Origin of the sequence: Gardnerella sp. KA00255 (assembly GCF_049244095.1) — a bacterium.
Lineage (GTDB): Bacteria > Actinomycetota > Actinomycetes > Actinomycetales > Bifidobacteriaceae > Bifidobacterium > Bifidobacterium vaginale_F.
Genome location: NZ_CP058374.1, coordinates 372,672 through 399,463, shown reverse-complemented (window position 1 = coordinate 399,463; position 26,792 = coordinate 372,672). Strand labels below are relative to the sequence as shown.

The window sequence follows — 26,792 nt, the reverse complement described above, 5'->3', positions numbered from 1 at the left end:
TTATTTTGACTATTATTAATTGATTTTGATTCTTTTACTACTCGGTTTTGTGCATTAGTTGATTTATTCAAATTAGATTCACTTTGAGGAATTAGTATTCGTTCAACTGGTGGCACATCCATTTGAATATCAATACGATCCAGGATTGGTCCTGAAAGTCTTGAAAAATAGCGTATTCTATCTTTTTCTTTACATGTACAGCGCTCGCCGTTTCCATATGCGTATCCACAAGGGCACGGGTTTGCTGCAATTATAAGTTGGAATTTTGCAGGATAAAAAGTAGTTCCTTTAGATCTAGATACTGCTATAAACCCAGATTCCAAAGGTTCTCTCAATGTTTGTAGAACACGAGGCGAAAATTCTGGTGCTTCATCCATAAAAAGAACTCCACAGTGAGCGCGAGTGATAATACCAGGTTTTGCAATTCCTGTTCCTCCGCCTATAAGTGATGCAGATGAAGCAGTATGATGAGGTGCTTCAAAAGGTGGTATATCGCTAATTCCGTAATAGGGTAGCGTTCCACATAAAGAGCGTATGGAAGCAACTTCTAATTGTTCTTGCTCGTTAAGAGGACACATAATTCCAGGCATACGTGAAGCTAGCATAGTTTTTCCAGATCCTGGTGGGCCAATCATCATAACATGGTGCCCTCCTGCTGCTGCCACCTGTAGAGCCCATTTTGTGTGTTCTTGTCCAAGAACTTCAGACATATCTCCAATAGAATGTTGCGTATCTGCTTCTAAAACAGATTTTTGCGTTAAAGATTTTTCTATATTGCTTTGATTATTTTCGCTACTATTCTCATGACTGTTTTCTTTATTTTCCCTGTTTTCTCTATTTTCTACGCCGCTTCCGTAATTGCTATTGTTGCTTTCTGAATTATTAGAGTTTTCAGCATTGCGCTCGCTAACGTGTATATGTTCATATGACGTATTGCTATTGGCTTGTAATGCTCGTTCTCTGTTGTATTCTGCATATTTTCTATCTTTAGAATCGAGTTCTCCATGAAGTTCGTCAACTAAATCAAGTATGTGTTTTATTCCAATTGCATTAATTTCGCTTATTAGATGAGCTTCATTAAGGTTTCCTTCAGGAATAATCATCCTTTTTATTCCAAGTTCTTTTGCGAATAGTGATATAGGAAGTAAGCCGTTAATTGGAAGAATTGTTCCATCTAAGTTGAGTTCTCCTAGAATAATCGTGTTATCTAAAGATTGCAATGGAATTATTCCTCTTGCGCTTAAAATGCTTGCTGCAATTGCTAAATCATATGAAGATCCACTTTTAGGCATAGATGCAGGTGAAAGATTCACAGTTATTCGCGATTCTGGCCATTCGCAATGTAAAGATTGGTAAGCGGATTTTACGCGTTCTCTAGCTTCGCTTAAAGATGTATCTGGCAATCCAATAATAGAAAAAGCTGGAAGCCCTTGAGATATAAAGGATTGTATTTGTATGGTAAATGCTTTTAGTCCTATTAGGCCTACGGATAATGCGTTTCCAATAGTCATTAGAATGCTCCTTGGATGTGTTTAAATTGTATGCTTTCTTCGTTGCTAAACTGTGTATCGCTATTCGTGTTTTTAGAAGGAATGGCTTTAGAAGGAATAGTTATAGAAGGAATAGTTATAGATATTGCGTCAAATCTTGTTGAACAATGTCTAACTTGCGATCCGTTTTCTTGCAGCCATTTCATTGCAGTTTTTCGCGTTTTTAAGCGCTTTTTATAAGTGATTGCTTCTAAAGGTATTCCGCAACGTGTGCTTCTTCTGGTTTTTACTTCAATGAAAACTAGTATTTTGTCAGGAGTTAACATAACAATGTCTAATTCGCCAAAACGAGAATGCCAATTTCGATTTAATAAAATCCATCCTTTTTGTATAAGTTTGAATGACGCGTATGTTTCGCCTAAGGCTCCGATTGCCTTACTATCTTTTTCTTCGCATAGCGCTTCAGCGAGATTAGATATCTTGCTTCTAATAAGTTCCTCGCTGTATTCATATTTCGTGTTTTCTAACGCGTAATCTGAATATGGTTCATAAGTGTAATGTGTTTCTTTCATGATGCTATTTCATCAATGAAAGTTGGTGAAAGCTAGTTTTTTTAAGCTATGTGGTCAGAAGTTCTTTATGGGAGTGTCGGGCTTAAAATCAAGATTATTTTTAAAAATTTTTATGCAATTTTTGCGAGTATTGCATCTGTAAATAATGCGTTATAGCTAATCGTGATAACTGATAATTTGTTTTTATAACGTTTATTGTTTTAATCTCAATATTGTTGATATTTCGTGAAAGTTAAGTAGTAGCTTAACGAAAATTGAAGTATGAATTTTGATTATGAATTTTGAATTATTATTTCAGATTTCATATTTCAGCTTTTGTATTTCAGATTTTGTATTTCAGATTTTATGAAGGGGAAAATTATGGCTGTTAACGCTGAAAATATTGATGGTGCATATCATTTTGAAACATTGCAATTGCATGTTGGTCAAGAGCAGGCGGATCCGGCAACTGATTCTCGTGCAGTTCCTATTTATCAAACAACAAGCTACGTATTCCATGATTTTGATCATGCTGCAGCTCGTTTTGATTTGCGTGATGCTGGAAACATTTATGGTCGTTTAACGAATTCTACTCAAGATGTTTTTGAGCGCAGAATTGCAGCTCTTGAAGGTGGTACTGCAGCTTTGGCTGTTGCTTCTGGTGCAGCTGCCGTAGATTATGCTATTCGTAACATCACTCAGCAGGGCGATCACATCGTGTCTTCAAAGAATGTGTATGGTGGAACTTATAACCTTCTTCGTCACACTCTTCCTCGAGATGGTGTAACAACTACTTTTGTCGATCCTAAGAATCCTCAAAACTTCGAGGATGCAATTCAGCCAAATACAAAGCTTGTCTACTTTGAAACTTTTGGTAATCCTAACGCAGATTTGCCTGATTTTGAAGCTATCTCAGAGATTGCACACCGCCACAACATTCCTGTTTTTGTTGATAATACTTTCGCAACTCCATATCTTTTCCGTCCGCTTGAGCATGGTGCAGATATTGTAGTCGAATCTGCTACGAAGTTTATTGGCGGTCATGGTACAACTCTTGGTGGCATTATTGTTGAAGGCGGCAATTTTGATTGGGCTAAAGTTCCTGGAAAATTCCCAACTCTTACTGAAGCTGACCCTAGCTATCACGGTTTAAACTTCTATGAAGCTCTTGGCTCTGTAGCTTTTGTGACGCGTATTCGTGCGATTATTTTGCGCGATACCGGCGCTTGCATTAGCCCATTTGCAGCATTCTTGCTTTTGCAAGGCACGGAAACCTTGAGCTTGCGTGTTGAGCGTCACGTTGAGAATGCGTTGAAAGTTGTTCAATATTTGCAAACTGTGCCAGAAGTTGAATCTGTAAGTCATCCTTCTATTGAAGGGCGTTCTGACCACGAGCTTTATAAGCGTTACTTCCCGAATGGTGGAGGCTCTATTTTCACGTTTGATATTAAAGGTGGAAGGGATGCTGCTCGCGTATTTATTGATAATTTGAAGCTTTTCTCACTGCTTGCAAATGTTGCTGACGTGAAGTCGTTGGTTATTCATCCTGCATCTACCACTCATTCTCAGGAAACTCATGAAGAGTTGGAGGATCAGGGTATTCATGAAGGCACTATTCGTTTGTCTATTGGAACTGAACATATTGACGATATTCTTGCTGATTTGCAGCGAGGATTTGACGCGGTTCGTAAAGCAGGTCTTGCTTAAAAGAAAAGAGAAAACAAAGCGAAGGTGAAATCAAAAGTTATTAATTAAAAAATATTCCTGAAGATCCATTACCATTTAATTCGGAGCACATATTGTATTTGTATGCGCTCCGATTTTTTGTATATATTCTGTGAATTTATAAGTCATCCTTAAGAATGAGCTATTAATTTTTTTGTGAGAATTTCCGCCTTTAGTACGATGTTCAGCAATGATTTTTATCGTAAATTTGATATTAGCAATAGGTTAACTATGCATTTTGAACACTTTATTAAAGGAGTTAACGTGAACGACAAATATGAACAAAATCTATACGAAAATGATCCGTATGGTTATGCAATTGATAAAAATGACACTCGCTTTAATTCACAGAATCTTAATTTGAATAATTATGGTAATTCCAATTTGATTGGCGAGACAGCGGTTGCAGCTTTGCATGTTGTTAAAAATTTTGGAAAAGGAACTGGTATTGTTCACGCTTTGCGAGACGTTAGCGTTAGCTTTGAGCGCGGTAAGTTCACTGCTATTATGGGTCCATCTGGTTCAGGTAAATCAACTTTAATGCATGTTTTAGCTGGTCTTGACAGCGTTAATTCTGGAAAAGTTTTGGTTGATGGCTTAGATATTACAACCATGAATGACAAGCAGCTTACTCTTATGCGCCGCGAGATGGTTGGTTTTATTTTCCAAAGTTTTAATCTTCTTCCAATGTTTAGCGCTGAGCAAAATATTCTTATGCCTCTTACTTTGGCAGGCAAAAAGCCAGATAAGCAATGGTTTGACACCCTGGTTAATACTCTTGGATTGCAAAATCGTTTAAAGCATAGGCCAGCTGAGCTTTCCGGTGGTCAGCGTCAAAGGGTTGCAATTGCTCGCGCTTTGATTTCTAAGCCTTCAGTAGTTTTTGCAGACGAGCCTACCGGTAATCTCGATTCTGCTTCCAGCTCAGAAGTTTTGCACTTCTTGAAAAAGTCTGTAACTGAGCTTGGCCAAACTGTGATTATGGTTACTCACGACGCTGTTGCAGCATCTTATGCGGATCGAGCAATCGTGTTTGCAGATGGTCAAATCGTTGAAGATGTTCAGAATCCTACTGCAGAAGGCATGAGCAAGATGCTTATGGATCGAAGTGAAGCATTACCTATTAATAATGGTAATTCTCAGTTTGTTCAGCCTGCTCAATTGCAATAAAAGGTGGTGAAATTAGAATGTGGAAAATCGCACTAAAACTTATGCGTAAAAGCGTACGCATGCTAATAGCTTCTGGAATTGCAATTCTTATAGGCAGCATGTTTATGAGCAGTACTTTGCTTTTTGTAAATAGTGTTGACGACTTGATGGTTCGCAGCGCAACGGAAGAATTCACTAGCGCAAATTATGCAATCTCATTTAAAAATCCTAACAGTTCTCCGAGTAGTGAAATCCATTATAAAAACCTTCATTTAGATAAAATATCGAAGATGCCTGGTGTTAATGGCATTCGTAGTAACGATGCTACTGCGCTTGTAAGAGTAGAAAAAGGCGATAAATCAGTTACGAGTATTGCTTGGTCTACTGGCTTGTATGGAAATCTTCCTGTGTATAAATCAACAGAAGGTAGGGATCCGCAAAAAATAGGCGAAATTACGCTTATTAAAAGTATTGCTAAATCCATACATGCAAATATTGGCGATACTATAACTTTGGTTAAAGTAGATGACACTGGCGGAGATAAAGAAAAATCATACGATGTTCGTGTGGTTGGTCTTGTAGGCGATGGAGAACATTCTCAAATACCAATTTCAAATCGCGGCACGTATCTTGGTGGCGTAACGAATGGTTTTTGTGCAAAACTCAACAATCTTAAGAATTTTGACGATCAAGTTGTGCAAAGCAAAGTATATATGAGTATTGATGAATCTAAAATAAACGATTTATCTCCTAAGATTAACGCTTTGCTTCCAGATCAATTCTCTCTTATGTCTAGGCACGAAGTTGGTGTAAAAGCTGTTCGAAATGCATCCAACGGCACTAATTTCGTGGTTATGTTCCTGTTGTCATTTGGTATTCTAGCGTTGCTGGTTTCTTCGCTTGTTATAGCAAATACATTCCAAGTATTAGTTGCACAACGTAGACGAACTCTTGCACTTTTGCGCGTAATTGGCGCACAGTCGCACCAGCTTTATGCTGCAGTTTTGCTTGAAGCTGCAATACTTGGAGTTATTTCTGCAGGTATTGGTGTGCTTTGCGCAATCGGATTTATGGGCGCAATTAGTAACGTGAATCTTAATTCTGGCGTATTATCTAAGATTCCTCTGATTGTTTCGCTTCCAGCGGTTGTGTGGCCAATAGTAATCGGCATGATAGTAACAGTTCTTTCATCTATGGGTGCTGCTCGATCTGCTACAAAAGTAACGCCTATGGAAGCGTTACGACCAATGGATTTGATTAAAGATAAGCGAGCTAGTATTGTTCGAGCAGTTTTTGGCGTTCTGTTTATTGTTGTAGGTATTTTAGCTACGGCTTTAAGTGCCACTTCTTTGGCAAGCATGCTTGCTCGGCAGTCGCCTAATGCTGGTTCTGACTCTTGGATGACTTTGCTTGGAGCAATGTTTGGCTGTGCACTTATATTCATTGGTATTGTTATGACAGCCATATTCTGGATGCCGCTAGCTATGAAGGCAACTGGAGCAATTATGGCACTTTGTGGGCCAGCATCTAAAGTTGCTAACGCAAATGTTCAGCGAAATCCTAGAAGAGTTGCAGCAACTGGAACTGCTTTGCTTATTGGCGTAACGCTTGTTTCAACAGTGGTAACGGGCGCAACTTGTGGTAAAGCAACTCTTAAAGGTTTTGTTGATGATAGATACAGTGTTGACATTATTGTTCAAGGCAAGAATGTTGATGAGTCTCTAGCTGCCGATATTTCAAAGATTAGTGGAATAAAGCATACTGAGTTGCTTCCTGCAGTTCCTATGACTTTTAAGAATGCTAAGGGCAAAACTGAGTACGCTATGGTAGCTGGAGTTGATAATGTAGATCAACTTCGAAATGTAATGCATACTGATCTTGATGGCGTTGAAATAAAGAAAGATTCTGTGCTTTTGCCTAAGTTTAATAGTGAGGGTGGAGAGCCTTTTGAACTTAAAAAAGGAAACCTTAATCTACAAGCTTACGTAGAAAAGTACAGTTCTGGTGAAACAGACAGTGATAATATTACGCCATTCACTGGTATGAATACTGACTCGAGTAATAACGATAAGAGCATTACCGTAAAGCAAGTTCAGTTTAAGAAGTATCGAAATGTTGGTGTGTATTCAAATAATACCGCTTTTGTAAGCAAATCCTACTTCAATAACTATCTTAAGCCTACAACGCATATGCTGCTTATTTCGGTAGATTCTAGCAAAGCTAATCTTATAGATATTGTTAAAAACATTCAAAAAACTACATCTAATTATGCTGAGGTTATGGCTACTGGAAGTATATTCCAGCGAGCGCAGTGGGATAGTGCTATCAATACGATTATGATGGTGTTCGTTGGATTAATAGCTGTAGCTGTTGTGATTGCTTTAATAGGTGTTGCAAACACATTAAGCTTGTCTGTTATTGAGCGAACCAAAGAATCTGCAACTTTGCGCGCAATAGGCATGACAAGAGGACAGGTTAGAAGATCTCTTGCGTTGGAAGCAACGTTGATTTCTTTGACGAGCACTGTTTCTGGCTTGATTGTTGGAACAATGTTTGGTTGGATTGGATCCTACATGGTATTTAGCACAATTGGCAAAGTTCCGTTTGTAGTTGATTGGACTATTTACGCGGTTCTTGCTCTAATCGCTTTGCTTGCAGCGCTTCTTTCTAGTGTGCTTCCAGCTCGTAGAGCAGTGAAGTCTTCTCCAGTGGCTGCGCTCGCGGAAGAATAGTATTCGCTTTATGATTGCATATCTTACATATATGAATTTAAGATAAATTGTATATATGCATGAACAAGGTGAATAATGTATACAATAATTAAATAAAATATATAGTATATCGACTATAAAAAGATTAAGTTATTTTCGATAATTTATAAAGATTTTTAGTAGTCGAAAGTATATAAATAATGCTGGCATGATTAATTTTATGTCAGCATTATTTTTTTCTGTTGGGTTTGCGACACGCAGGGTTTTAAAAAGTATAAGTTAACAAAAAGTAAATCTTATTTACGAATAACATTCTATATTATGCATAAATATTCTCTTTTTTATAAGTATTTATAGCATATTTACAAATATGTTATGTTTAATATGCATAATAAGTTAATTAATCGGAAATATTCCGTATCTTTTATCTTGTATTTGTATTTATTCCTTTGTTATGCTCAAGAATGACTGCTGACATAAGTTAGACATGAAGGCCGCTACGAGCAAGGAGTAGAAAATATGGTAACGGTCAATAAAAAATCTGCCGCAGCAATTGCAGGAATCTTATTGTTAATGCAAAGCCCAATGCCAGCGTGGGCGCAAGATGCTGTTGAGAATGTACAAGATCCACAAGCTCCAGCAGAGGCGACTGTTAAAGCGTCTACTGAGGAAGCAATTGAAAAAGCTGAAGAGCAAGTTCAGCAATTAGAAGATCAAATTGAAGCGTATAAGAAAAAAGTTACAGAATTTGACGATCTTTTAAATAAAATCTCTGATGCTGAAAAAACATTTGAAAACGTTGAAAATGATAAAGCGAAAGAACTTTCAGAAGCTGAGAATGCATTAAAAATGGATTCCGAAGCTGCAAAAGCAAAGGTTGCAGAATTTGAAAAATCCAAAAAAGAAAAAGAGAGCGATCTTACCGGATTAAAAGAAGCATACGAACTTTTAAAAAAGCAATATGATAATGCAAAATTAGCTCTTGATGGTTTGCAAAATGACGAAGAAGAAAAAAGTGAAACAAAAGAAAGAGCTGCAGCTAACATAAAACAATATGAATCGCAGATTTCAAATCTTCACAAAGAAGTAGATTCTCTTAAGGAATCTATTGCAAGTGATTCTGCTCAAGTTAAAGAGTATGATACAAAAATCGGTGAATTAGAATCTGCGTTAGAAAAAGCTGATCCAGACGATGCCGGTAATATTTATTCTCTAGCGGAGCAGTTTAGAAAAGTCTCTAATGATCAAACTTCACTTAGCAAAAAAGTTGAAGGAAATAAGAAATCTGTTGCTGCTAAAGAAGAAACTCTGAAACAATTAGATACTCTTTTCAAAACAGCAAAGCAAGAATTTGAAAAAGCAGATGAAGAACTTAAAAAGATTAAAGATCAAATTGATGAGTCTAAGAAAGATGTAGCCAATAAGCTTGAAGCTTCTAATAGTAAAGATTCTGAAGTAAAGAAAGCAGAGTCTGAAATAAAGCTTCTTAATAATATTATTGAGAACTATAAGTTAGTTGGCAAAGATAATGAGCTAAGCCAAAAAATTAACTCCTTAAAAAATGGTGTTGAGGGTGCTAAAGCAGCTAAGAAAAATCAGATTCATGAGAGAACTGAGAAAAGTGATTTAAAGATGAAAGCTGAAGATTCTTTAAAGGAAGCAGAAAAGAATCTTGAGGCAGCTAGAATTAAAGTTACTACTCTCAAAGCTCAATTGGAACAGGAAAAAGCTCAAAAGAATCAGCAAAATAGCAGCAGTTCTGCTGGCAATAATGATGGTGCAAAAGAATCCCAAAAGCAAGCTGCTCCTAGTGTTCCAGCACCTTCTGAGTCTAAAAAAGCTAACGAATCTCAAGATCATGCTAATCAAATTCCTGCACCTCCAGTAGGATCCGCTCCGAAAGTAGCTGCTCCAGTTCCTGCAGTACCTGAAGCTAAGATCCCAGCTCCGTCTGTTAAAGCTCCAGCTATGCCACCTGCTTCTGTTGTTCCATCAGTATCTGTTGCTCCTGCAGACCCAGTAGTGCCAGCAGTTCAAGTTGAAGATAATTCAGCTCCTGCTGTTCCTGTAGCACCTTCGGCTCCTTCAGTGTCTTCAGTACCTGCAGCAAATCCTACTGTTGCAAATACTCAGAAGGCAGTAACTCCAGTTGCTGAAGCAGCTAAAAAGGTTTCTTCTGCAGCCGCATCTCAGGCTCCGGCCGTTGCTAATGCTGCTGCTCAGACTACAGCTGCTGCGGCTCAGTCGAACAATACTTCGCAAGCAGATAAGTCAACTGAATCACAGGTTTCAGAAGAAAACTCGAAGAAGCCTGAAGATAATAACAGTGAAACTGAGGAAGTTGAAGAAAAAACTCCTGTTGAAAGCAAGAAGCCACAAGCTCAAGCTAGTGCTACAAGTGAAAACAAATCTTCAGGAAATGTACTTGGGAAGGTGGTTATTGGCGTCGTCGGAACGCTAGCAGTTGTAGGAACTGCTGCAGTAGGCGTTACTGTTATGCGTCATCGTCGCCTTCCTAAGGCTTAAAAGCTATCTGGCGAATCGACCGAGCTTAAAGCTGGATAGTGACTGCGCTTTAAGATCCATTCTATTGGGGCTGAGCTGTCGGAGTTTCTCTCATCGCAAGATTTTTACATTGCTCTAAGAGAAACTCCGACAGCTCTTGGCATGTTTAGTCTTTTAATCTTCGGTTAATCACCGAGATTTTTCAATTTTTCTTCTTCGCTCAATGAATCACCATCGAAGGGCTGCGAATCGACCGAGCTTAAAGCAGCATAGTGCGCTTTAAGCTCCTTCGATGAGTGAGCTGGCACAGAGAGGAAGTCCAGTGGACTTCCTCGCCAGCGAAGTGTTGAGCTGTTACTGCGTGCGCGATGGAAAGTGGTACTAAAGATCTCTTTCGCTCTGTGCGAAAAATCTCAAATCTCTGCCTACTTGGTAGCAATGCATGTCTGGTAAATAGCGTATATGCTTACGGCTGAAGTAAGCCATTTTCGTAAGCAAAGACTACAGCTTGCACACGGTCGCGAGCGTCAATTTTAGATAAAATATGTGCAACATGTGTTTTCACTGTAGGCAAGCTAATAAATAGTTTGTTAGCGATTTCTTGATTTGAAAGTCCGTGAGCAATTTCAATTAGTACTTCGCGTTCACGATCAGTAAGCTCGCTAATATGCGTGTTTGAAATATTTACACTTCGATAGTCTTGTTTGTTGTTATTGGATTGAAAATCTGAATTTAAAGAGTTGTGATTTTGCTGAATCATATTCTCAATCAAACGCTTTGTTGCCGTAGGAGCGATAATCGCGTTTCCTTGATACACAGTTCGTATGGAATTAAGCAAAGTTTCTGGCTCTGTATCTTTTAGTAGGAATCCTGAAGCTCCAGCGTGGATAGCAGCCATAACGTATTCGTCAAGATCAAATGTTGTCAAAATTATGATACGTGTGTTTGCGCGTGAGTTATTGTGAATTATCTGTTTAGTTGCCGCTAATCCATCCATTCTTGGCATACGCACATCCATTAGAATGATGTCAGGATTTTCTTTGGAAGCTATATCGACTATTTCGTATCCATCAGAAGCTTGGGATACAACATGCATGTCTCTTTGTGAATTTATAACCATTGCGAAGCCTGCTCTAACAAGCTCTTGGTCATCTGCAATAGCTACTCGAATAACACTGCCATCGTTCATAATTCAATACTATCAGTGTGTGAAGTTTTACGTGAATTGTTGTGTTGAATTATTCTGTCGAATTTGATTATCTAATGACTCTGCTGGTCTTAAAGCAAGATTTGCATTTTTGTTTTTTGCAGACTTATTAGAGACTGATTCAGTTTCTCGCAAAATTCCAAGTAAGTGACGCATGTATCTTAAGGCTGATCTTCCTTCTTCGCCAATGTGCTTGAATGCTTCAGCAATAGATTCTGTTTGCTCAATAGTAAGAGATGAGTTATCTGAGATCGTATTTTTATCGCTGCTGTTTGAGTAATCAACTTTTGCTGGGTCAACTTTATTAGCGTTTTCAGATTGGTATCCGTTTAACATGCTAATTCCAGTGTCTGCAGCATTTATAACTCTTCGCAAAGTAGCAGAAACTTCTTGCTGAATATTAGAGCTGAGTCGTTGTCGCTCGGCATTTGCTGCAAGTACTTCTAGTTGTTTTTGCTCTTGCTCTAATTCTTCTCTGCGCGCTTTTAGAATCAGCAAATTATTGTCATCATTTCTGCGGTAATAAGCAAACGCAATAACTGTAAAGCAAATTATTGCAACTATGAAACCAAAAACTAATCCTACGGACGCCATTTGCATAATGTCATAAAAATTGGTTGTAACAATATTTGATGTAAAGAATTGTATTGGAGTTGCATTTTGTGGAATATCTCTTGTAGCAATACCAATTTTTAATGCAAAAATAGCAGATTCTGCAAGCACTACTGCGCTAACCCATTGCCATGTGTGCTTTTTGCCGTAGAGTACAGCAGCGTAAATAATGTTTGGTATGAAAAAATTAGCGAATAAAATATTAGGCAAGAATATTAGCTGTATTGCAGAAAATACTGCTGCAACAATTGCACACGTAGTCGGAGCTTTTCTACGAAACATAAATGGAATCATAGTAGTAAGCGTAAGTATTCTATAAAGTATTTGAAATGAAAGCGAGCTTGAATATTGCGAAGTAATTCCAGTTCCAACAGTAAAATCGTAAGTTGGTGTAAAAAGCATCATAACAACCCAAGGTGATGCATAAATAGTGTCTCCAATAAGCCAATGTTGTTCAAACCATTGTGATACTTTTTCAATCCTATTTTGTGAATTATTTGCTTCTGGCAAAACTTTTGATGAGGTTTTATCGCTTGTATTTTCTGCCTTTTCTTGCACTGATAATGGATTATTAACTTTTATGTTCTTATAAGTAGCGTTAGTAATATTATTTAATGCAAAAGCAGTAGTGTTTGATTGGTCTGTGCTGTAAGAATATGGAATAAAAGCAGCAATACTAAATGTTCCATCGTTTTGTATTCCATAATCAAGTGTTCCATGAAGATTTTCAATGCGCTCTTTCATGCCAATTAAGCCATAACCGTTTTTATGCTGCGCATTGCTATTTTGCGTTTGGTTAGCTTCGATTTTGTGTATTTCATTTGTAATTTTTAGTTTTAAACCTTGGGTGTTCCATTCTTCATGAATGTTTACTTTAACGCATTCGCCTGCGTGCTTTCGAATATTAGTAAGTGATTCCTGAACAACGCGGTATGCTACAGTTTGCGCATCTTTGTTGAGTTTATTAGAAGAATTTATGCCATCAACAGTATGCCAAAAAATATTATTTGGTGAAGCAATTCGCGCTTGCTCAATAAGTGATGGCACGTGATTCAAATTTGTGTCGTTAGAAGGTGCATCAGTTAAAGCTTCTAGCAGCCGACGCATGTCGTGAACGGCGCGTTCGGCTTCGTTTTTAATAATATGCATTGTCTTTTTAGCGAGCGAAATATCTTTGGTTGCTGCATAACGACCACCATCTGCTTGCACAATAATAATAGAAAGCGTGTGGGCAACAATATCGTGCATATCTCTAGCAATTCTTGCGCGCTCTGCAGTAATAGCAATATTTTGAGCTTTCTTTCGGTACGCGCGAATAGCATTATTGTGATCTTGTAAAAGTTGAATAGTATGCACGTGAGTGCGCTGCCAGTAGCCGATAATAACCGTAATAGTAGTAATAATAATCGCAAAAATTATTGAAGGAATTGCAAAATCAAGTATATTTGAAACGCAATTTTTTATGTTACTACTATTTATATTTCGTAAGCTACAAGCATAACTAGCTTTTGAATGATTGATGCCATATATTGGTCCCATTACAATATTCCACGATATTACTACGCAAGATAATACTGTTGTTACGTAAGCTGCAATAACAAAAGCTTTTGAATGCTCTGGATTTCCGCGCGCAATAGAATTAACAAGTAGTACGAAACCAAAGAAATCAGCAAAAAGTTGAATAGGGCCAAATATTATTTGTACAATGCAAATAACAATAAAAATAGTAGCCGCTTGTTCAGGCCATAGTTTTCGTACTGAAAGTAGTAATGCAACAACAATATTTATAAGATAGGCTGTAATTAGCGAACTTTGCGTCAAGAATCCGTCAACATTGCTTATAATATATCGATTGGTTGAAAGTATAAAAAGAATAAGTGTAATAATACCCAATAATATGTCGTTTAATGTGAGCTCTTTTCGTAAGCGCTGTATAACACATTGAAACATATTAGGTACTTTCATAATTACAAGGCTAGCGCATAGTGCTTTATCGTACAATCAAACTCTAGTATGATTTGTGAAACTTATTTTAACTTATTTAGAAACATAATTTAATTTATTTAGAAACATGATTTGTGAAACATAATTTAGTATAAAAGCTATATAGTCGATTCTCTACTATACTTTTGTTATTGATGGTTTTGCTAAAAATTTTTCATGCAAAGTAGCTTAGAAAGGCAAATAGTCATGACATTATTAACACACTATTATGTACCAGGGTTGTATGTAGAAGAACGTGCTATTGATGTGCCTCTTGATTGGAATGGGAATACGCCGGGAGATTGCGTTAAAGGGGAGACTATACGTTTATTCTGTAGAGTTGTTACTTCTCCTGAACATGCTCATGATGATTTGCCATTATTAGTATTTTTGCAAGGTGGTCCTGGAGGGCAGTGCCCGCGTCCACTTTCACCTTCTAGTGATGGTTGGATTGCTGAGGCTATTAAACATTTTCGCGTAGTTTTACCGGATCAACGAGGTGTAGGTCGTTCTTCTAGAGTTGATGCTTCAACTATTAAGCGAATGGAAGCTGATGGCGTGAATGTAGAGCATCAAGCTTGGTATTTGAAGCGTTTCTTAGCTGATTCTATTATTAGAGATTTTGAACATCTGCGACTTACTGAATTCGATGCCAAGCCATGGGTTTCATTAGGTCAAAGCTATGGTGGATTCTTGACTCTTACTTATTTGTCGCTTTTCCCTCAAGGTTTAATCGCTAGCTTCACAACTGGCGGTATTCCTCATGTTCCAGCTAATGCTCGTGAAGTTTATGAGCATACTTTTCCTCGAATGGCTCGTAAAACTGAGCAATTCTATGAGAGATACCCACAAGATGTATCTCGTGCTGCTGCTATTGCAGATCGTATTGCGCAGGGAGATGTTGTTTTGCCTAATGGCGAAAAACTTACTGTTGAAAGATTCCAAACATTGGGATCCTCTTTTGGCATGAAACCAAGCTTTGAGCGTGTTCATTGGCTACTGGATTCAGCTTTTTCTGATGGCGATGGTTCTCTTAAAGCGTTTAAGCACAGCGGCGGAGCATTAGCTGGGTCTTTAAGCGATGAGTTCTTGTATTCAGTTATGGATAGCACTTCTTCAAGCCCACTTTATTGGCCTTTGCAAGAGTTTATTTATGCTGATGGTGAGTTAGAAAATCCTATTTGTTGGGCTGCTCAACAAGTGCGCGAGTCAATGCCTGAGTTTTCTTGTTCCGCTCGTCCACTTCTTTTCACAGGAGAAGCAGTATTTCCTTGGATGTTTGATCAAGAAAATGCGTTAAAGCCGTTTAAGCCTGCTGTTGAAGCTATGATGAATGACACAGAATTTGGCAAGATTTACGATGAGGAACAATTAGCTGATAATGAAGTTCCTTTGCAATCAGCTGTTTACTTCGACGACATGTATGTTGATTCTGGTTTGCAATTAGATACATTATCTCGCATAGCTAATTCGCATTATTGGACTACAAACGAGTTCGAACACGACGGTTTGCATGGAGACGTGGTATTTGCTCATCTTTTCAATGAATCTTTGAATCGCGGTGATTTAGAGGGAATTTATAAGCGCTAAAGCAAATGCGATTCTTATAAGTTTTGCGTTTTAGTGTTTAATAGAGCACTATTTGGTATGCTATACATCTATTTGTTTTTAAATAGTGTTGTTTAGATAGTGTTGTTTAGATAGTGTTTTATTTATATGCGCTAAAGGGGATTATGTATGAGCGTTAAAACATTCGGTACTGTAGGATTCATAGGTTATGGCAATATGGCGCAAGCAATTGCTAAAGGCGCTATGAATGCAGGAGTATTGCAAGGTGAAAATATTGTTGCGTGCGCGCATAATTTTGAAAAACTAGAGCGTAATACTTCGCTAATTGGCGCTCGCGCTATGCATGCTGCTAAAGAAGTATGTGAAGCAAGCGATGCGATTATTGTTGCTGTAAAGCCGTATCAAGTTGTTGAAGTATTAGAACCTATTGCTGACTTTATTAAAGAACGTCGTCTTGCTGTTATTTCTGTGGCTGCAGGTTGGACGCTTGAACGCTATCAAAAGTTACTTGGCGAGGATGCTCATGTGCAGTGCATTATTCCTAATACTCCTATTGCAGTAGGTCAAGGCGTGACTTTAGCTGAAACTAATCATTCGCTTACAGATAGCCAACTTTCGATGTTTAATGCTTTGTTTGAGCCAATCTCTTTAGTAGAACGAGTGGACGCTGAGCATATGAATATTGCAATGTGCATTTCTAGCTGTGCTCCTGCTTTTACAGCAATGTATATGGAAGCGTTGGGGGATGCTGGTGTGAAATACGGTTTGCAACGTGATTGTGCTTATCGTTTGGCTGCAAAAATGATTGAAGGAGTAGGCGCGTTATACATGGATTCTCGCACTCATCCAGGGATTATGAAGGATGCGGTGTGCTCTCCTGGAGGAACAACTATTCGAGGAGTTGCGCAGTTAGAATCTCGTGGATTTAGGGGAGATGTGATTTCTGCAGTTGATGCTATTGAAAATAAATAGTAAATAAAATCAATTTGTGTCGGCTTTCCCGACACTGGTCTAAACTAGGTGAATATGTCTTTAACTATTGGAATTGTTGGATTGCCAAATGTTGGCAAGTCCACTATGTTTAATGCTTTAACTCGAAACAACGTTTTGGCGGAAAATTATCCGTTTGCAACTATTGAACCGAATACTGGTATTGTTCCACTTCCGGATCATCGTTTACCAGTTTTAGCTAAATTAGTTAATACTGAAAAAATTGTTCCTGCAACAGTTACTTTTGTTGATATTGCAGGCATTGTTAAAGGCGCTTCTGAGGGTGAAGGCTTAGGTAATAAGTTCCTTGCTAATATTCGCGAAGCTGATGCTATTTGTGAAGTTGTGCGCGCGTTTAACGACGACGATATTGTGCATGTTAACGGCAAAGTAGATCCTGCTGACGATATTGACACGATTAATACTGAGCTAATTCTCGCCGATATGCAAACTATTGACAATGCTCTTCCAAAGTTGGAAAAGGATTTGCGAGGCAAGAAAGTCACTCAAGAATATGTTGATGCCGTGAACAAAGCTAAGGAAATTCTTGCTTCTGGAAAAACTATTGACCAAGCTCATAATGAAAAGCTGATCAATAAAAACGACGTCTACGATTTGCATTTGCTCACTGCTAAGCCATTTATTTACGTATTCAATGTGGATGATTCGGAGTTAGCTGATGAAGATTTGAAGTCTAAACTTTCTGCTTCTGTAGCTCCTGCAAAAGCAATCTTCTTGAACGCTCAGTTTGAGTCAGAACTTACTGAACTTGATGAAGCTGATGCGCGCGAAATGCTTGAAGATGCTGGCTTGAAGGAATCTGGTTTGGATCAGCTTGCGCGCGTAGGATTTGATATTTTGGGTCTTCAAACTTATTTGACTGCTGGTGTTAAGGAAGTACACGCTTGGCAGATTCATAAAGGTTGGACTGCTCCACAAGCTGCTGGCGTGATTCACACTGATTTTGAGCGTGGATTTATTAAGGCAGAAATCGTATCTTATGATGATTTTGTTGCAGCTGACGGTTCTATGGCAAAAATTAAGGAAGAAGGAAAGCTTCGTCTTGAAGGCCGTGATTACATTATGCAAGATGGAGATATCGTAGAGTTCAAGTTTAATGTTTGATTCTATTTGATTTCTTCTTGTAGATATTTTTATTGTAGATATTTTTATTGAAGATATTTTTTGGAAATCTACAGAATAAGCGTTGCTTCATAGTTTGATTACTATTTAGCAACGTTTTTTATATAATTAAGTAATCTACGTTCGTTTGAAGATTTACTTATTAGTTATTAATGCTAATGTAGTTTGTATAGCATTTTTATTGTTAATGGAGATACGATGCAAATGTTTCATACCGTGATAAGTGACATGAAGAATTTTGGTCATGTGCTTAAAAAAGGCTTTGATTTGTGGCTTCACGGGACTATGTGGCGTAGATTTGTCGGTCTTGTTGGTGCCATGGTTATGGTGCTTGTTTATTTAGGATTTGTTGATTACTCAATAAACAATGTAGTTAATATTAGCAATAAGATTGTTAAAGAGAAAAACGAAGAAAAGCATGCAGTTAAAAAGAGTCGTATAGCTCCAGTTCCTAATGTAAACAATAAGTCTAAAGATAAGAATAATGGGGATTCTAAGGGTAAGTCTGCTGACTCTAAGGGTAAGTCTAAAGATAAAGTCAATTCTAAGTCTAAGCTAAATGACAAGTCTAAGGGCAAAGCAAATTCTAAGAACGAAACTAAAAATAAGCCTAAAGGCAAAGTCAAAGATAATCCTAAAGGGAAAAGTAAAGTAAAGACAAAAGATAAGTATAATAACGCTTTTGCTAGGAAAGATCCTGATTATGTCTGGAAGCACCCTACTGGTGGTCGTTATCCGGATATTACTCATTTAAATGTAGCGGATGTTCACGTAAAAGTTGATACAAAAAAGCAACGTGTATATATTTATCACGGTAAAAAAGTGATTTATGAAATGATTGCTAGCACAGGTGTTAAAGGATCAGAAACTCCTAAAGGTGATTTTTTGATTGGTACTCGAACTGAACATTTTTATAATGCTTATGATGGTGGTGGAATGGGTGGCGACTATGCAGTTTCTTTCAAAGATGATGTGTACTTATTCCATTCAGTGCCTACTAGAGAAAACTTTGGAGATTATATTGAAGAAGAAGGCCGTAAATTGGGGCATAAAGCTTCACATGGTTGCATAAGGTTGAGTGTTCCCGATGCTAGGTGGTTCTTCGATAACATTAAGCCAGGTACGCATGTGAAAATTATTTAACTTAATTATTTAACTTAATTATTTAACGTTTAATATTAGGTTAATTTAGAAAGATTTATTATTTGATAATCCTTTATGAAATATAAAAAATAGGGGGTCTATAAAGGCTCCCTATTTTCATAAATCAGTATTTACTTAGTTATTTACTTAGTTATTTATACAAAGAAGATTTTTGCAGCTGCACATGCAAGAATTACCAACACAATAGACGCTAAGAAACTTGCTGCGAAAGCTGCGCGACCCTTCTTGAAAATAACCTTGAAGTTAACGTTAATTCCAAGAGCGGCCATTGCCATGCCAAGGAAAACGTATCCTGCTGCTACAAGAGTTGTTGTGTGTGCTGTTATGAAAGGCACGTAAGTTCCAATAACAGATGCTGCAATAAAGCCAAGCATAAACCATGGGAAGCTAATCTTATGCTTTCCGCCATTTTCAACTTTGCTATGACGCGCATTCCACCAAATTGCAATAAAGATGGAAGCGGGAACAAGCATAAGAACTCTAGCAAGCTTCATAATTGTTGCAACATGGATATTATTGAATGCTCCACCAGCTGCAACAGCATGTGCGATTTCGTGAAGAGATGCTCCAGCTGTAATGCAAAGCTGCTGCGTGCTCATACCAAAGTGAGGAAGAATGAAGATTTCAGCAAGAGCGTAAATAGTGCCCATAATTGCAACTGTTGCAACGGCCATAACTTCGTTCTGCTCTTTCTCGTCTTCCTCTTCTGGAAGAACTGGCATTGATCCGGAAAGACCCATAACTGCTGCGGCTCCACAAATACTTGTGCCGCCTGCAGTTAGCATTGCAAGCTGAGGATTTACTTTCAGAAGTTTAGCAATGGTATAAGTTATGCAGACCATTACTGCAACTAACACAGCTGCAATAGGCAAGCACTTAATGCCCTCGGTAAACAAATCGTGCAAATTCAGATTAAAGCCGAGAAGAATAATACCAAGACGAAGAAGCTTGTTTGCAATCAAACCAGCAGCGCTTTTAACGCCTGCTCGTCGTAAATCATTATTCTTTTTGTATGCGTGCAATGGCAGCTGCAGAGCCATGCCAACAAGCAACGCAATAATAAGAGCACCAAGTAATTTGAAACCTGGGTATTGTTTAAGCCAGCTGCCAATAAAGGAAGCTAGAAGTGTCAATACAGCGATAAGAGCCATATCGATGGTGCAGATTTTCTTTTTCCATGTATCAAAGAAATTAACCATTTAGCTCATTATTCTCTCATAATCGGACAAAAGCGAACAAAAATTAAATATTTAGCTAATGATTATGCATTTTTGCTGGAATTATGCGCGACATGCTGAATGTAAAAATCACATAATCGAACATAATAACTCAGAATCTCAAATCTCTGTCTTGTGAATAGCAAATCAAGTCGTCGCGCTTAATTTTGTGGACTTAGAGGGTACATAAGTAAACAAAATCGGGGTAGGGTTCTTGGTTTTGTTTACTTAGAGTGCGTGTTGGTAAACAAAATCGGGGTAGGATTCTTGGTTTTGTTTACTTAGAGTGCGTGTTGGTAAACAAAATCGGGGTAGGATTCTTGGTTTTGTTTACTTAGAGGGTACATAAGTAAACAAAATCGGGGAAATGCATGGGCGAAAAACTCAAATCGCTGCCTAATTGATAGAAAAGCAAGTTAGTCCAAGCAACACTATGATTTTTAAGCTATATACGTTAGAATGAAGATTTGGCTACAAAGCTGTTGCGCAAAGGAATTTTTGGTTCTGTTTTAATTGCGCTCGGACTATTGGCTTTTAAAAGCAAAAAAGGGATGCTATTTAGAGCTAGGAGAGAATATGAGTTTATTTACTTGGAAGCTTCACGGTAATGGCAAAACGTTAAGGCCTGGTGAAGTTGTAGAGCCAGACGAACGTCTAACTTGGACTCGTACTGCTGGTATTGGTGCTCAGCATGTTATTGCAATGTTTGGCGCTACGTTCTTGGTGCCTATTCTTACAGGCTTTGATCCATCAACAACATTAATGTTCACTGCTATTTCTACGGCACTGTTCTTACTTATTAACGCAAATAAGCTTCCTAGTTATTTAGGAAGCTCTTTTGGTCTTATAGCACCTGTTATGGCTGTAACAACAGCTCATAAAGGTATTGCAGTTGCAAGCTTCGGCATTATGTGCACAGGTTTGCTTCTTGCTCTTATCGGTGTGCTTGTGCATTTTGCAGGAGCTAAGTGGATTGACATTATTATGCCGCCTGTTGTAAACGGTGCAATCGTTGCAATTATCGGTTTTAATTTGGGACCTGCAGTTTGGGCTAACTTCCAGAAAGCTCCAGATACAGCGCTTGTAACATTAGTTGCTGTAATGCTTATTGCTGTAGTTTTCCGCGGTCTTCTTGGTCGTTTGAATATTCTTTTAGGTGTTCTTGTTGGTTACGCATACGCGTGTTTCCATGGGCAAGTTGATTTCAAAAAGATTGAGGAAGCTTCTTGGATTGGTTTCCCTAAATTCCACACTCCACAAATTGATTTCTCTGTTCTGCTCATGTTCTTGCCAGTAGTGCTTGTTCTTATTGCAGAAAATGTCGGTCACGTAAAGTCTGTATCTCAAATGACTGGTCGCGACTATGACTCTAAGATTGGAACCGCATTATTTGCAGATGGCTTTGGTACAGCTATTGCAGGTTTGTTTGGCGGTTGCGGTACCACTACGTACGGTGAAAATATTGGCGTTATGGCTGCAACAAAGGTTTATTCCACTGCCGCTTATTGGTGTGCTGCAGCGTTTGCGTTCATCTTAAGCCTTTGCCCGAAGTTTGGTGCAATTGTGAACTCAATTCCAGCTGGTGTTCTTGGTGGCGTAACAACTTTGCTTTACGGCATGATTGGCATGATTGGCGTAAGAATTTGGGTTGAAAACAAAGTGAACTTCGACAAGCCAGTGAATATTATGATTGCTGCAATCGTTATGATTATTGGCATTGCTAACTTCCAGTTTGCAGTTTCTGGTATTCAGTTCAACGGCATTGCAATTGGAACCGTTGTGGTGTTGGTTGTGTACCACTTACTGAAGGTTATTGGTAAGCTTACTGGCACGATTGCTAAAAACGATCCAGATATTGCTTAACAATACAGTTTGATTTTCTAACAAAATCTTATTTCTCTAGCGCGCCTGCATTAATTTGTGAGCGCGCTAAATTTGTTATAACGTGCCTACCTTGCTATATACTTATAAACCTTTGAGTTGTATTTTGTTAAATATTTGTATTAAAGATAAATATAAAGATAAAGATAAGGAAGTGTGCCATATATGAAGTTGTTAAATTCTGTGTTTAAAAAACAGGATTCTTCTTCTAAAGAGCATTCACATAGAAAATCTGTGATTTTAAAGGCATTTGATACTGCCTTACCGTTTACTATACCAATTTGCGCTGGATACATGTTCCTTGGTATTTCTTACGGAATGTTAATGCATGCCAAAGGTTTTTCAATATGGTATCCAATTTGCATGAGCATATTAATCTACTCTGGCACAATGGAGTTTATTACACTCGACTTATTCTTTGGCGCTTTCGACCCATTTTCCGCGCTTGTTTTAGCGCTCGCTGTAAACGTGAGACATATTTTCTACGGAATTACAATGTTAAAGCCATATAAGGGAGCTGGAATAAAGAAGTTCTCTATGATTTTTGACATGACGGATGAAACTTTCGCAATCAATTCGTCTGCAAAAATTCCTGAAAGCGTGAATCGCCAGTGGTTCATGTTCTTTGTTTCTATTCTCAACCATTGGTATTGGATAATTGGAGCAATAATAGGGTGGTTTGTTGGCAGTGTTTTGCCAATAAACATGAAGGGTATTGAGTTTGTTTTAACGGCCCTGTTTTTAGTGATTTTTATTGAACAATGGCGTGCGCAAAAACATCATATTGTGCTTATTATTGGTATTGTTGTTGCTGTTGTGGCACTTGGCATACTTGGTCCAAAAATGTTTATGATTCCTTCTTTGGTTACATTTTTGATTATTTTTATAGTGTTTAGAAAATACTTTGAAAAGTTATATGTAAATTATGACAATAATTCATCTGAATCAAGCGAAGATTTAGAATCCAAGAAGGCGTGATTTTATGAGTATGAACCTATATCAAAGCATAGTTATTATTATTGTTGCAATTATTGGTACTGCATCAACTCGTTTCGCAGCGTTTTGGATATTTCCAGAATCCAAAAAGCCTCCTAAAATCGTCCAATACCTTGGAAGCCTTTTGCCATATGCTATGAGCGGTCTTTTGTTAGTGTATTCGCTTAAAACTACGCCGATTCTAACGGGATCGCATGGCTTGCCTGAATTAATTGCGTTAGTCGTAGTTGGAGTACTTCATTGCTGGCGTAAGAATATGCTGCTCTCAATTGCGGCTGGAACTATAGTATATATGTTTTTAGTTCAATGCGTGTTTTTGCATTAAATGTTTGAATCAAAAGTATACTTGTTCTATGGATAAGATTATTTTAGACATAATTATTCTGATTATGTGGACAGGTGTTGGCTCTATATTGGTGAGCAAATCTAAGGGGAAGAAAAAGAATCAGAATAATAAAAATGTTAAAAATAAAAACTTTAATTATAAGAACATTTTTAATAATCTTGTAAATGGTGACAGTGAAGTTAAAGATTTATTTAAAAGTTTTCTAAAGAATAAAGAAAATGATATGAATTATGAAAATAACGATATGAACTACGAAAATAACGAAAGCAATGGAAGCTACGAAAATGATGGAGGCTACGAAAGTAGCAAGGAGAGCAATATGGAGAGCAATAAGTTTATGGTAACTGATTCCATTAAAGTAAATAAAATTATTGAAATATCTAAAAAGTGGCGTTGGATTTTTGCAATTTTAGTTGTAATACTATGTTTTGCTGGAGCTGCAATATTTGGTCTTGCAAACTTTATAACTGACTGCATGTGGTATTCTCAGCTTGGATTCGAGAGCGTAATTTGGATTCAGTTAGGGGCAAAAATCGGCGTTTGGGTGCTTTATGCAATATTAATGTCTGCTTTTGGATACTTGTCTGCAGCTTTGGCAATAAAAGCGCGTCCAAGCAATGCGGATGGAACTTATATTCGAATTAAAGGCAATGTTATCGATTTAAAGCAGGGAATTAGTTCAAAGCTTGCTTTGCATGTTGCGGGAATTTTTTCATTGATTGTAGGCGCAGTATTTGGATTTAAATTCTACAATCATTGGGCGCAAATTTTGTTAATGTTTAACGCTCAACCTTTTGGTATTAAAGATCCGCAATTTGGAATTGACAATGGGTTCTATGTATTTGTGCTTCCGGGATTAAGGTTATTTATAAGCGCATTTGTGCTTTTATTGGTAATATCCCTTGTTTTCTCTATTATTACCCATGTTCTTATGGGAGCAATTCGTTTTAGTATGCCTATCGACGGTAAAGGCATATTCAGCATTACAAAACAAGCACGTAGACAAATTTCTGTATGGTTTATGCTTGTGATTTTGACGTGGGCACTTGAACAGATTTTAGACATGTTCGCTTTAGTAACTCTTGATGGCCCTAGAATTACAGGCGGTTCATACACTGATATGAATGCTGGCGTTCCTGGAAGCATAGCAATGGCAGTGATCACGGTGTTAGTTGGGTCTGTTATTGCATTTTGGTTTATGAAATCTCATGCCTTATCTGTAGAAGCACCAATTTCAGTGCGTTTTAAAACCGCAATTAAGGCATGGAAAACACCAATTATTGCTTTAACTTTTATTATTGTTTGCTCAATTGTTATATCTTTTGCTTGGCCAGCTCTTTTACAGCGATTTAAGGTTGCACCTAATGCGCAAGAGTTGGAAGCTACTTATATTCAGAGGAATATTGAGGCCACTAAGTTTGCTTATGGTTTAAATAATGTAAAGAAAGAATCGTATAACGCTACTTCTGAAGGAAAATCTGGAGCTTTAGCAAAAGAAGCTGAATCTACAGCGCAAATTCGTCTTCTAGATCCTCAAGTTACTTCTCCAACTTTCCGTCAATTGCAGCAATCTAAGCAATACTATACTTTTGCAGATACGCTTTCAGTTGATAAATACGATATTGACGGTGTAAGTCAAGATACGGTTATTGCTGCGCGTGAGCTTGATTTAGCTGGCAATGATAATCGAAATTGGGTTAATGACCATACTGTTTATACGCATGGCTATGGAATTGTTGCAGCTTATGGAAATAAAGTGACGGCAGATGGCCAGCCTCAATTTATGGAGTATGGTATTCCTACTCAAGGAAAGCTTACTAAGTCACAAAATTATGAGCCGCGTATTTACTTCTCGCCAAATGCTCCTGAATATTCTATTGTTGGATCTCCAAAAGGTACTGCTCCATGGGAATTTGATTATCCAACTGGATCTCAAGGTGCTTTAACTACTTTCAAGGGTAATGGTGGTCCAAGCGTAGGAAACTTCTTCTCTAGGCTTTTACATGCAGTTAGATTTGAGTCAGATCAGATTCTTTTCTCTGACCGCGTAACTCCGGATTCGCAGATTTTGTACGATCGCGATCCTAAAACACGCGTATCCAAAGTTGCTCCATACTTAACTTTGGACGGTAGAGTTTATCCTGCTGTTGTTGATGGACGTGTTAAGTGGATTGTTGATGGATATACTACTTCCGCTTCTTACCCGTATTCTCAGATGACTGATTTTGGTAAGATAACTCAAGATTCCACAACAACAACTTCTCATTCTATTAAGGGATTGACTAATCAACGAGCAAATTACATTCGCAATTCTGTAAAAGCTACAGTTGACGCTTATGATGGTTCTGTTGATTTGTATGTGTGGGATACAAAAGATCCTGTGATTAAAGCATGGCGTTCAATTTTCCCTGGTCACTATCACGATATTTCTAAGATTTCTGGTGACTTGATGAAGCATTTGCGTTATCCAGAAAGCTTGTTTAAAGTTCAACGCTATTTGCTTGCAAAGTATCATGTGGATACAGCAAGCCAATTCTTCTCTGGAGAAGATTTTTGGCAAACCCCTGTGGATCCTACTGAATCTCAAAAAGCACAAAAAGAAGATATTTTGCAACCTCCATATTATTTGACTTTGCAAACTGGAGACGCAAAGAAACCAGTGTTTTCGCTTGTTTCTACTTATATTCCAGCTGGTAAAATCACGCGTGAAATATTGACTGGTTTCTTGTCTGTTGATTCTGATGCTGGGGATACTCCTGGAAAGATTGGTCCGAATTATGGTAAGCTTCGTTTGCAGGAATTGCCTAAGGTGTCTAATGTTCCGGGACCTGGTCAAGCTCAAAATAATTTCAACGCTAATGCGAATGTTTCTAAAGAGTTGAATTTGCTTGAATCTGGTTCAACGAAAGTTAAGCGTGGAAACTTGCTAACTTTGCCTCTTGGTGGAGGGCTTGTTTACGTAGAGCCTGTTTACGTGCAGTCAAGCGGATCTACAAGTTATCCTTTGTTAAAGAAGGTTTTGGTTGCGTTTGGAGATCAAGTTGGATTTGCGGATACATTAGATGAAGCTCTAGATCAAGTATTTGGAGGCGATTCTGGTGCTTTAGCTGGAGATGCTTCAAATAATTCTGCAGCTTCTAAGGATGCGAAGGATTCTAAGGATTCTAAGGATCATGCTTCTAAGGATGCGAAGGATTCTGCTTCTAAGGATTCTAAGGATAACTCTAATAATTCAGAATCTAAGAATGCTGTGAAAAACAGTTCTATGAGTACCAAAGCTAAAGAGGCGCTTAAGCGTGCAGCTAAAGCTTTGAAGGATTCTGATTCTGCTATGCGCTCAGGTAATTGGGAAGCTTATGGAAAAGCTCAAAAAGAGTTAAGCGACGCAATTAATGAGGCTATTCAAGAAGAATCTAAAGGTAAATAAAGCCAAATAAATGTGAATAAAACTAAATAAAATTAATAAATTCACACAACTAATGTTAATGCCGGTGCTTTTTAGTACCGGCATTAATTTTGTTTTTTTTTTTAATCGCTTAGTATCGCATTTAAT

The 26,792-nt window shown here is 37.9% G+C and carries 16 protein-coding genes and 1 pseudogene; 12 read left to right on the top strand and 5 right to left on the bottom strand.

Annotated elements, in window-relative coordinates; all coding sequences use genetic code 11:
* Positions 1-80: 80 nt before the first annotated feature.
* Together HXT51_RS01540 and HXT51_RS01535 are read right to left on the bottom strand one after the other, a co-directional pair.
* Positions 81-1,511 (bottom strand): annotated as a pseudogene (locus HXT51_RS01540) (YifB family Mg chelatase-like AAA ATPase); the annotation flags it as partial.
* On the bottom strand, positions 1,511-2,062 hold the full coding sequence (locus tag HXT51_RS01535; protein ID WP_421776607.1) for a YraN family protein: 552 nt from the start codon (positions 2,060-2,062) through the stop codon (positions 1,511-1,513). The pseudogene HXT51_RS01540 and the gene HXT51_RS01535, both read right to left, overlap by 1 nt.
* A gap of 360 nt (positions 2,063-2,422) precedes the next feature.
* On the opposite strand from HXT51_RS01535, the gene HXT51_RS01530 reads away from it, so the two are divergent.
* The 4 genes from HXT51_RS01530 to HXT51_RS01515 all read left to right on the top strand — a co-directional run bounded on the left by HXT51_RS01530 (position 2,423) and on the right by HXT51_RS01515 (position 10,152).
* Positions 2,423-3,748 carry an O-acetylhomoserine aminocarboxypropyltransferase/cysteine synthase family protein gene (locus HXT51_RS01530; RefSeq protein ID WP_415706161.1) on the top strand — a complete coding sequence of 442 codons (1,326 nt, stop codon included), beginning with the start codon at positions 2,423-2,425 and terminating at the stop codon, positions 3,746-3,748.
* Positions 3,749-4,030: 282 nt separating this feature from the next.
* On the top strand, positions 4,031-4,936 hold the full coding sequence (locus tag HXT51_RS01525; protein WP_374703746.1) for an ABC transporter ATP-binding protein: 906 nt from the start codon (positions 4,031-4,033) through the stop codon (positions 4,934-4,936).
* A gap of 17 nt (positions 4,937-4,953) precedes the next feature.
* On the top strand, positions 4,954-7,647 hold the full coding sequence (locus tag HXT51_RS01520) for an ABC transporter permease (RefSeq protein WP_103084100.1): 2,694 nt from the start codon (positions 4,954-4,956) through the stop codon (positions 7,645-7,647).
* Between the two features lie 498 nt (positions 7,648-8,145).
* Positions 8,146-10,152 (top strand): chromosome partitioning protein ParA, encoded by a 2,007-nt coding sequence (locus HXT51_RS01515; RefSeq protein WP_421776606.1) that lies wholly within the window; start codon positions 8,146-8,148, stop codon positions 10,150-10,152.
* A 445-nt stretch (positions 10,153-10,597) separates the two neighbouring features.
* Here HXT51_RS01515 and HXT51_RS01510 read toward each other — a convergent pair whose 3' ends face one another.
* Both HXT51_RS01510 and HXT51_RS01505 read right to left on the bottom strand, forming a co-directional pair.
* Complete coding sequence (locus tag HXT51_RS01510; protein WP_103084102.1) at positions 10,598-11,320, bottom strand: response regulator; 723 nt, start codon at positions 11,318-11,320, stop codon at positions 10,598-10,600.
* 27 nt (positions 11,321-11,347) lie between these two features.
* The gene (locus tag HXT51_RS01505; RefSeq protein WP_103084103.1) at positions 11,348-13,915 is read right to left on the bottom strand and encodes a sensor histidine kinase; all 2,568 of its coding nucleotides are present in this window, start codon (positions 13,913-13,915) and stop codon (positions 11,348-11,350) included.
* 225 nt (positions 13,916-14,140) lie between these two features.
* Here HXT51_RS01505 and HXT51_RS01500 point away from each other — a divergent pair, with 225 nt between their 5' ends.
* The 4 genes from HXT51_RS01500 to HXT51_RS01485 all read left to right on the top strand — a co-directional run bounded on the left by HXT51_RS01500 (position 14,141) and on the right by HXT51_RS01485 (position 18,778).
* Positions 14,141-15,523, top strand: a complete 1,383-nt coding sequence (locus tag HXT51_RS01500) for an alpha/beta fold hydrolase (RefSeq protein WP_103084104.1) — start codon at positions 14,141-14,143, stop codon at positions 15,521-15,523.
* Between the two features lie 147 nt (positions 15,524-15,670).
* A complete protein-coding gene (proC, locus tag HXT51_RS01495) occupies positions 15,671-16,474 on the top strand; it encodes a pyrroline-5-carboxylate reductase (protein ID WP_103084105.1) in 804 nt (267 codons plus the stop codon).
* Between the two features lie 54 nt (positions 16,475-16,528).
* Positions 16,529-17,617: a redox-regulated ATPase YchF gene (ychF, locus tag HXT51_RS01490; RefSeq protein WP_103084106.1), complete on the top strand. Its 1,089-nt coding sequence runs from the start codon at positions 16,529-16,531 to the stop codon at positions 17,615-17,617.
* A 216-nt stretch (positions 17,618-17,833) separates the two neighbouring features.
* Positions 17,834-18,778 (top strand): L,D-transpeptidase, encoded by a 945-nt coding sequence (locus tag HXT51_RS01485; RefSeq protein WP_258004157.1) that lies wholly within the window; start codon positions 17,834-17,836, stop codon positions 18,776-18,778.
* A gap of 155 nt (positions 18,779-18,933) precedes the next feature.
* On the opposite strand, the gene HXT51_RS01480 is transcribed toward HXT51_RS01485, so the two are convergent.
* On the bottom strand, positions 18,934-19,998 hold the full coding sequence (locus HXT51_RS01480; protein WP_103084107.1) for a YeiH family protein: 1,065 nt from the start codon (positions 19,996-19,998) through the stop codon (positions 18,934-18,936).
* Positions 19,999-20,592: 594 nt separating this feature from the next.
* Between HXT51_RS01480 and HXT51_RS01475 the strand changes: the two genes are divergently transcribed.
* From HXT51_RS01475 to HXT51_RS01460, 4 genes are all read left to right on the top strand, one after another.
* A complete protein-coding gene (locus tag HXT51_RS01475) occupies positions 20,593-21,879 on the top strand; it encodes a uracil-xanthine permease family protein (protein ID WP_103084108.1) in 1,287 nt (428 codons plus the stop codon).
* 183 nt (positions 21,880-22,062) lie between these two features.
* A complete protein-coding gene (locus HXT51_RS01470; RefSeq protein WP_103084109.1) occupies positions 22,063-22,875 on the top strand; it encodes an AzlC family ABC transporter permease in 813 nt (270 codons plus the stop codon).
* A gap of 4 nt (positions 22,876-22,879) precedes the next feature.
* Positions 22,880-23,218 carry a branched-chain amino acid transporter permease gene (locus HXT51_RS01465; RefSeq protein ID WP_103084110.1) on the top strand — a complete coding sequence of 113 codons (339 nt, stop codon included), beginning with the start codon at positions 22,880-22,882 and terminating at the stop codon, positions 23,216-23,218.
* Between the two features lie 340 nt (positions 23,219-23,558).
* Entirely contained in the window at positions 23,559-26,666 is a 3,108-nt protein-coding gene (locus HXT51_RS01460) for a UPF0182 family protein (protein ID WP_421776793.1), read from the top strand.
* Positions 26,667-26,792: the final 126 nt, after the last annotated feature.

Coding starts and splice junctions, on each gene's coding strand:
- HXT51_RS01510 (WP_103084102.1), bottom strand. CDS start 11,320: ATGAACGATGGCAGTGTTATTCGAGTAGCTATTGCAGATGACCAAGAG.
- HXT51_RS01470 (WP_103084109.1), top strand. CDS start 22,063: ATGAAGTTGTTAAATTCTGTGTTTAAAAAACAGGATTCTTCTTCTAAA.
- ychF (WP_103084106.1), top strand. CDS start 16,529: ATGTCTTTAACTATTGGAATTGTTGGATTGCCAAATGTTGGCAAGTCC.
- HXT51_RS01475 (WP_103084108.1), top strand. CDS start 20,593: ATGAGTTTATTTACTTGGAAGCTTCACGGTAATGGCAAAACGTTAAGG.
- HXT51_RS01530 (WP_415706161.1), top strand. CDS start 2,423: ATGGCTGTTAACGCTGAAAATATTGATGGTGCATATCATTTTGAAACA.
- HXT51_RS01480 (WP_103084107.1), bottom strand. CDS start 19,998: ATGGTTAATTTCTTTGATACATGGAAAAAGAAAATCTGCACCATCGAT.
- HXT51_RS01485 (WP_258004157.1), top strand. CDS start 17,834: ATGCAAATGTTTCATACCGTGATAAGTGACATGAAGAATTTTGGTCAT.
- HXT51_RS01465 (WP_103084110.1), top strand. CDS start 22,880: ATGAGTATGAACCTATATCAAAGCATAGTTATTATTATTGTTGCAATT.
- HXT51_RS01520 (WP_103084100.1), top strand. CDS start 4,954: ATGTGGAAAATCGCACTAAAACTTATGCGTAAAAGCGTACGCATGCTA.
- HXT51_RS01505 (WP_103084103.1), bottom strand. CDS start 13,915: ATGAAAGTACCTAATATGTTTCAATGTGTTATACAGCGCTTACGAAAA.
- HXT51_RS01535 (WP_421776607.1), bottom strand. CDS start 2,062: ATGAAAGAAACACATTACACTTATGAACCATATTCAGATTACGCGTTA.
- HXT51_RS01515 (WP_421776606.1), top strand. CDS start 8,146: ATGGTAACGGTCAATAAAAAATCTGCCGCAGCAATTGCAGGAATCTTA.
- HXT51_RS01460 (WP_421776793.1), top strand. CDS start 23,559: ATGGAGAGCAATAAGTTTATGGTAACTGATTCCATTAAAGTAAATAAA.
- proC (WP_103084105.1), top strand. CDS start 15,671: ATGAGCGTTAAAACATTCGGTACTGTAGGATTCATAGGTTATGGCAAT.
- HXT51_RS01500 (WP_103084104.1), top strand. CDS start 14,141: ATGACATTATTAACACACTATTATGTACCAGGGTTGTATGTAGAAGAA.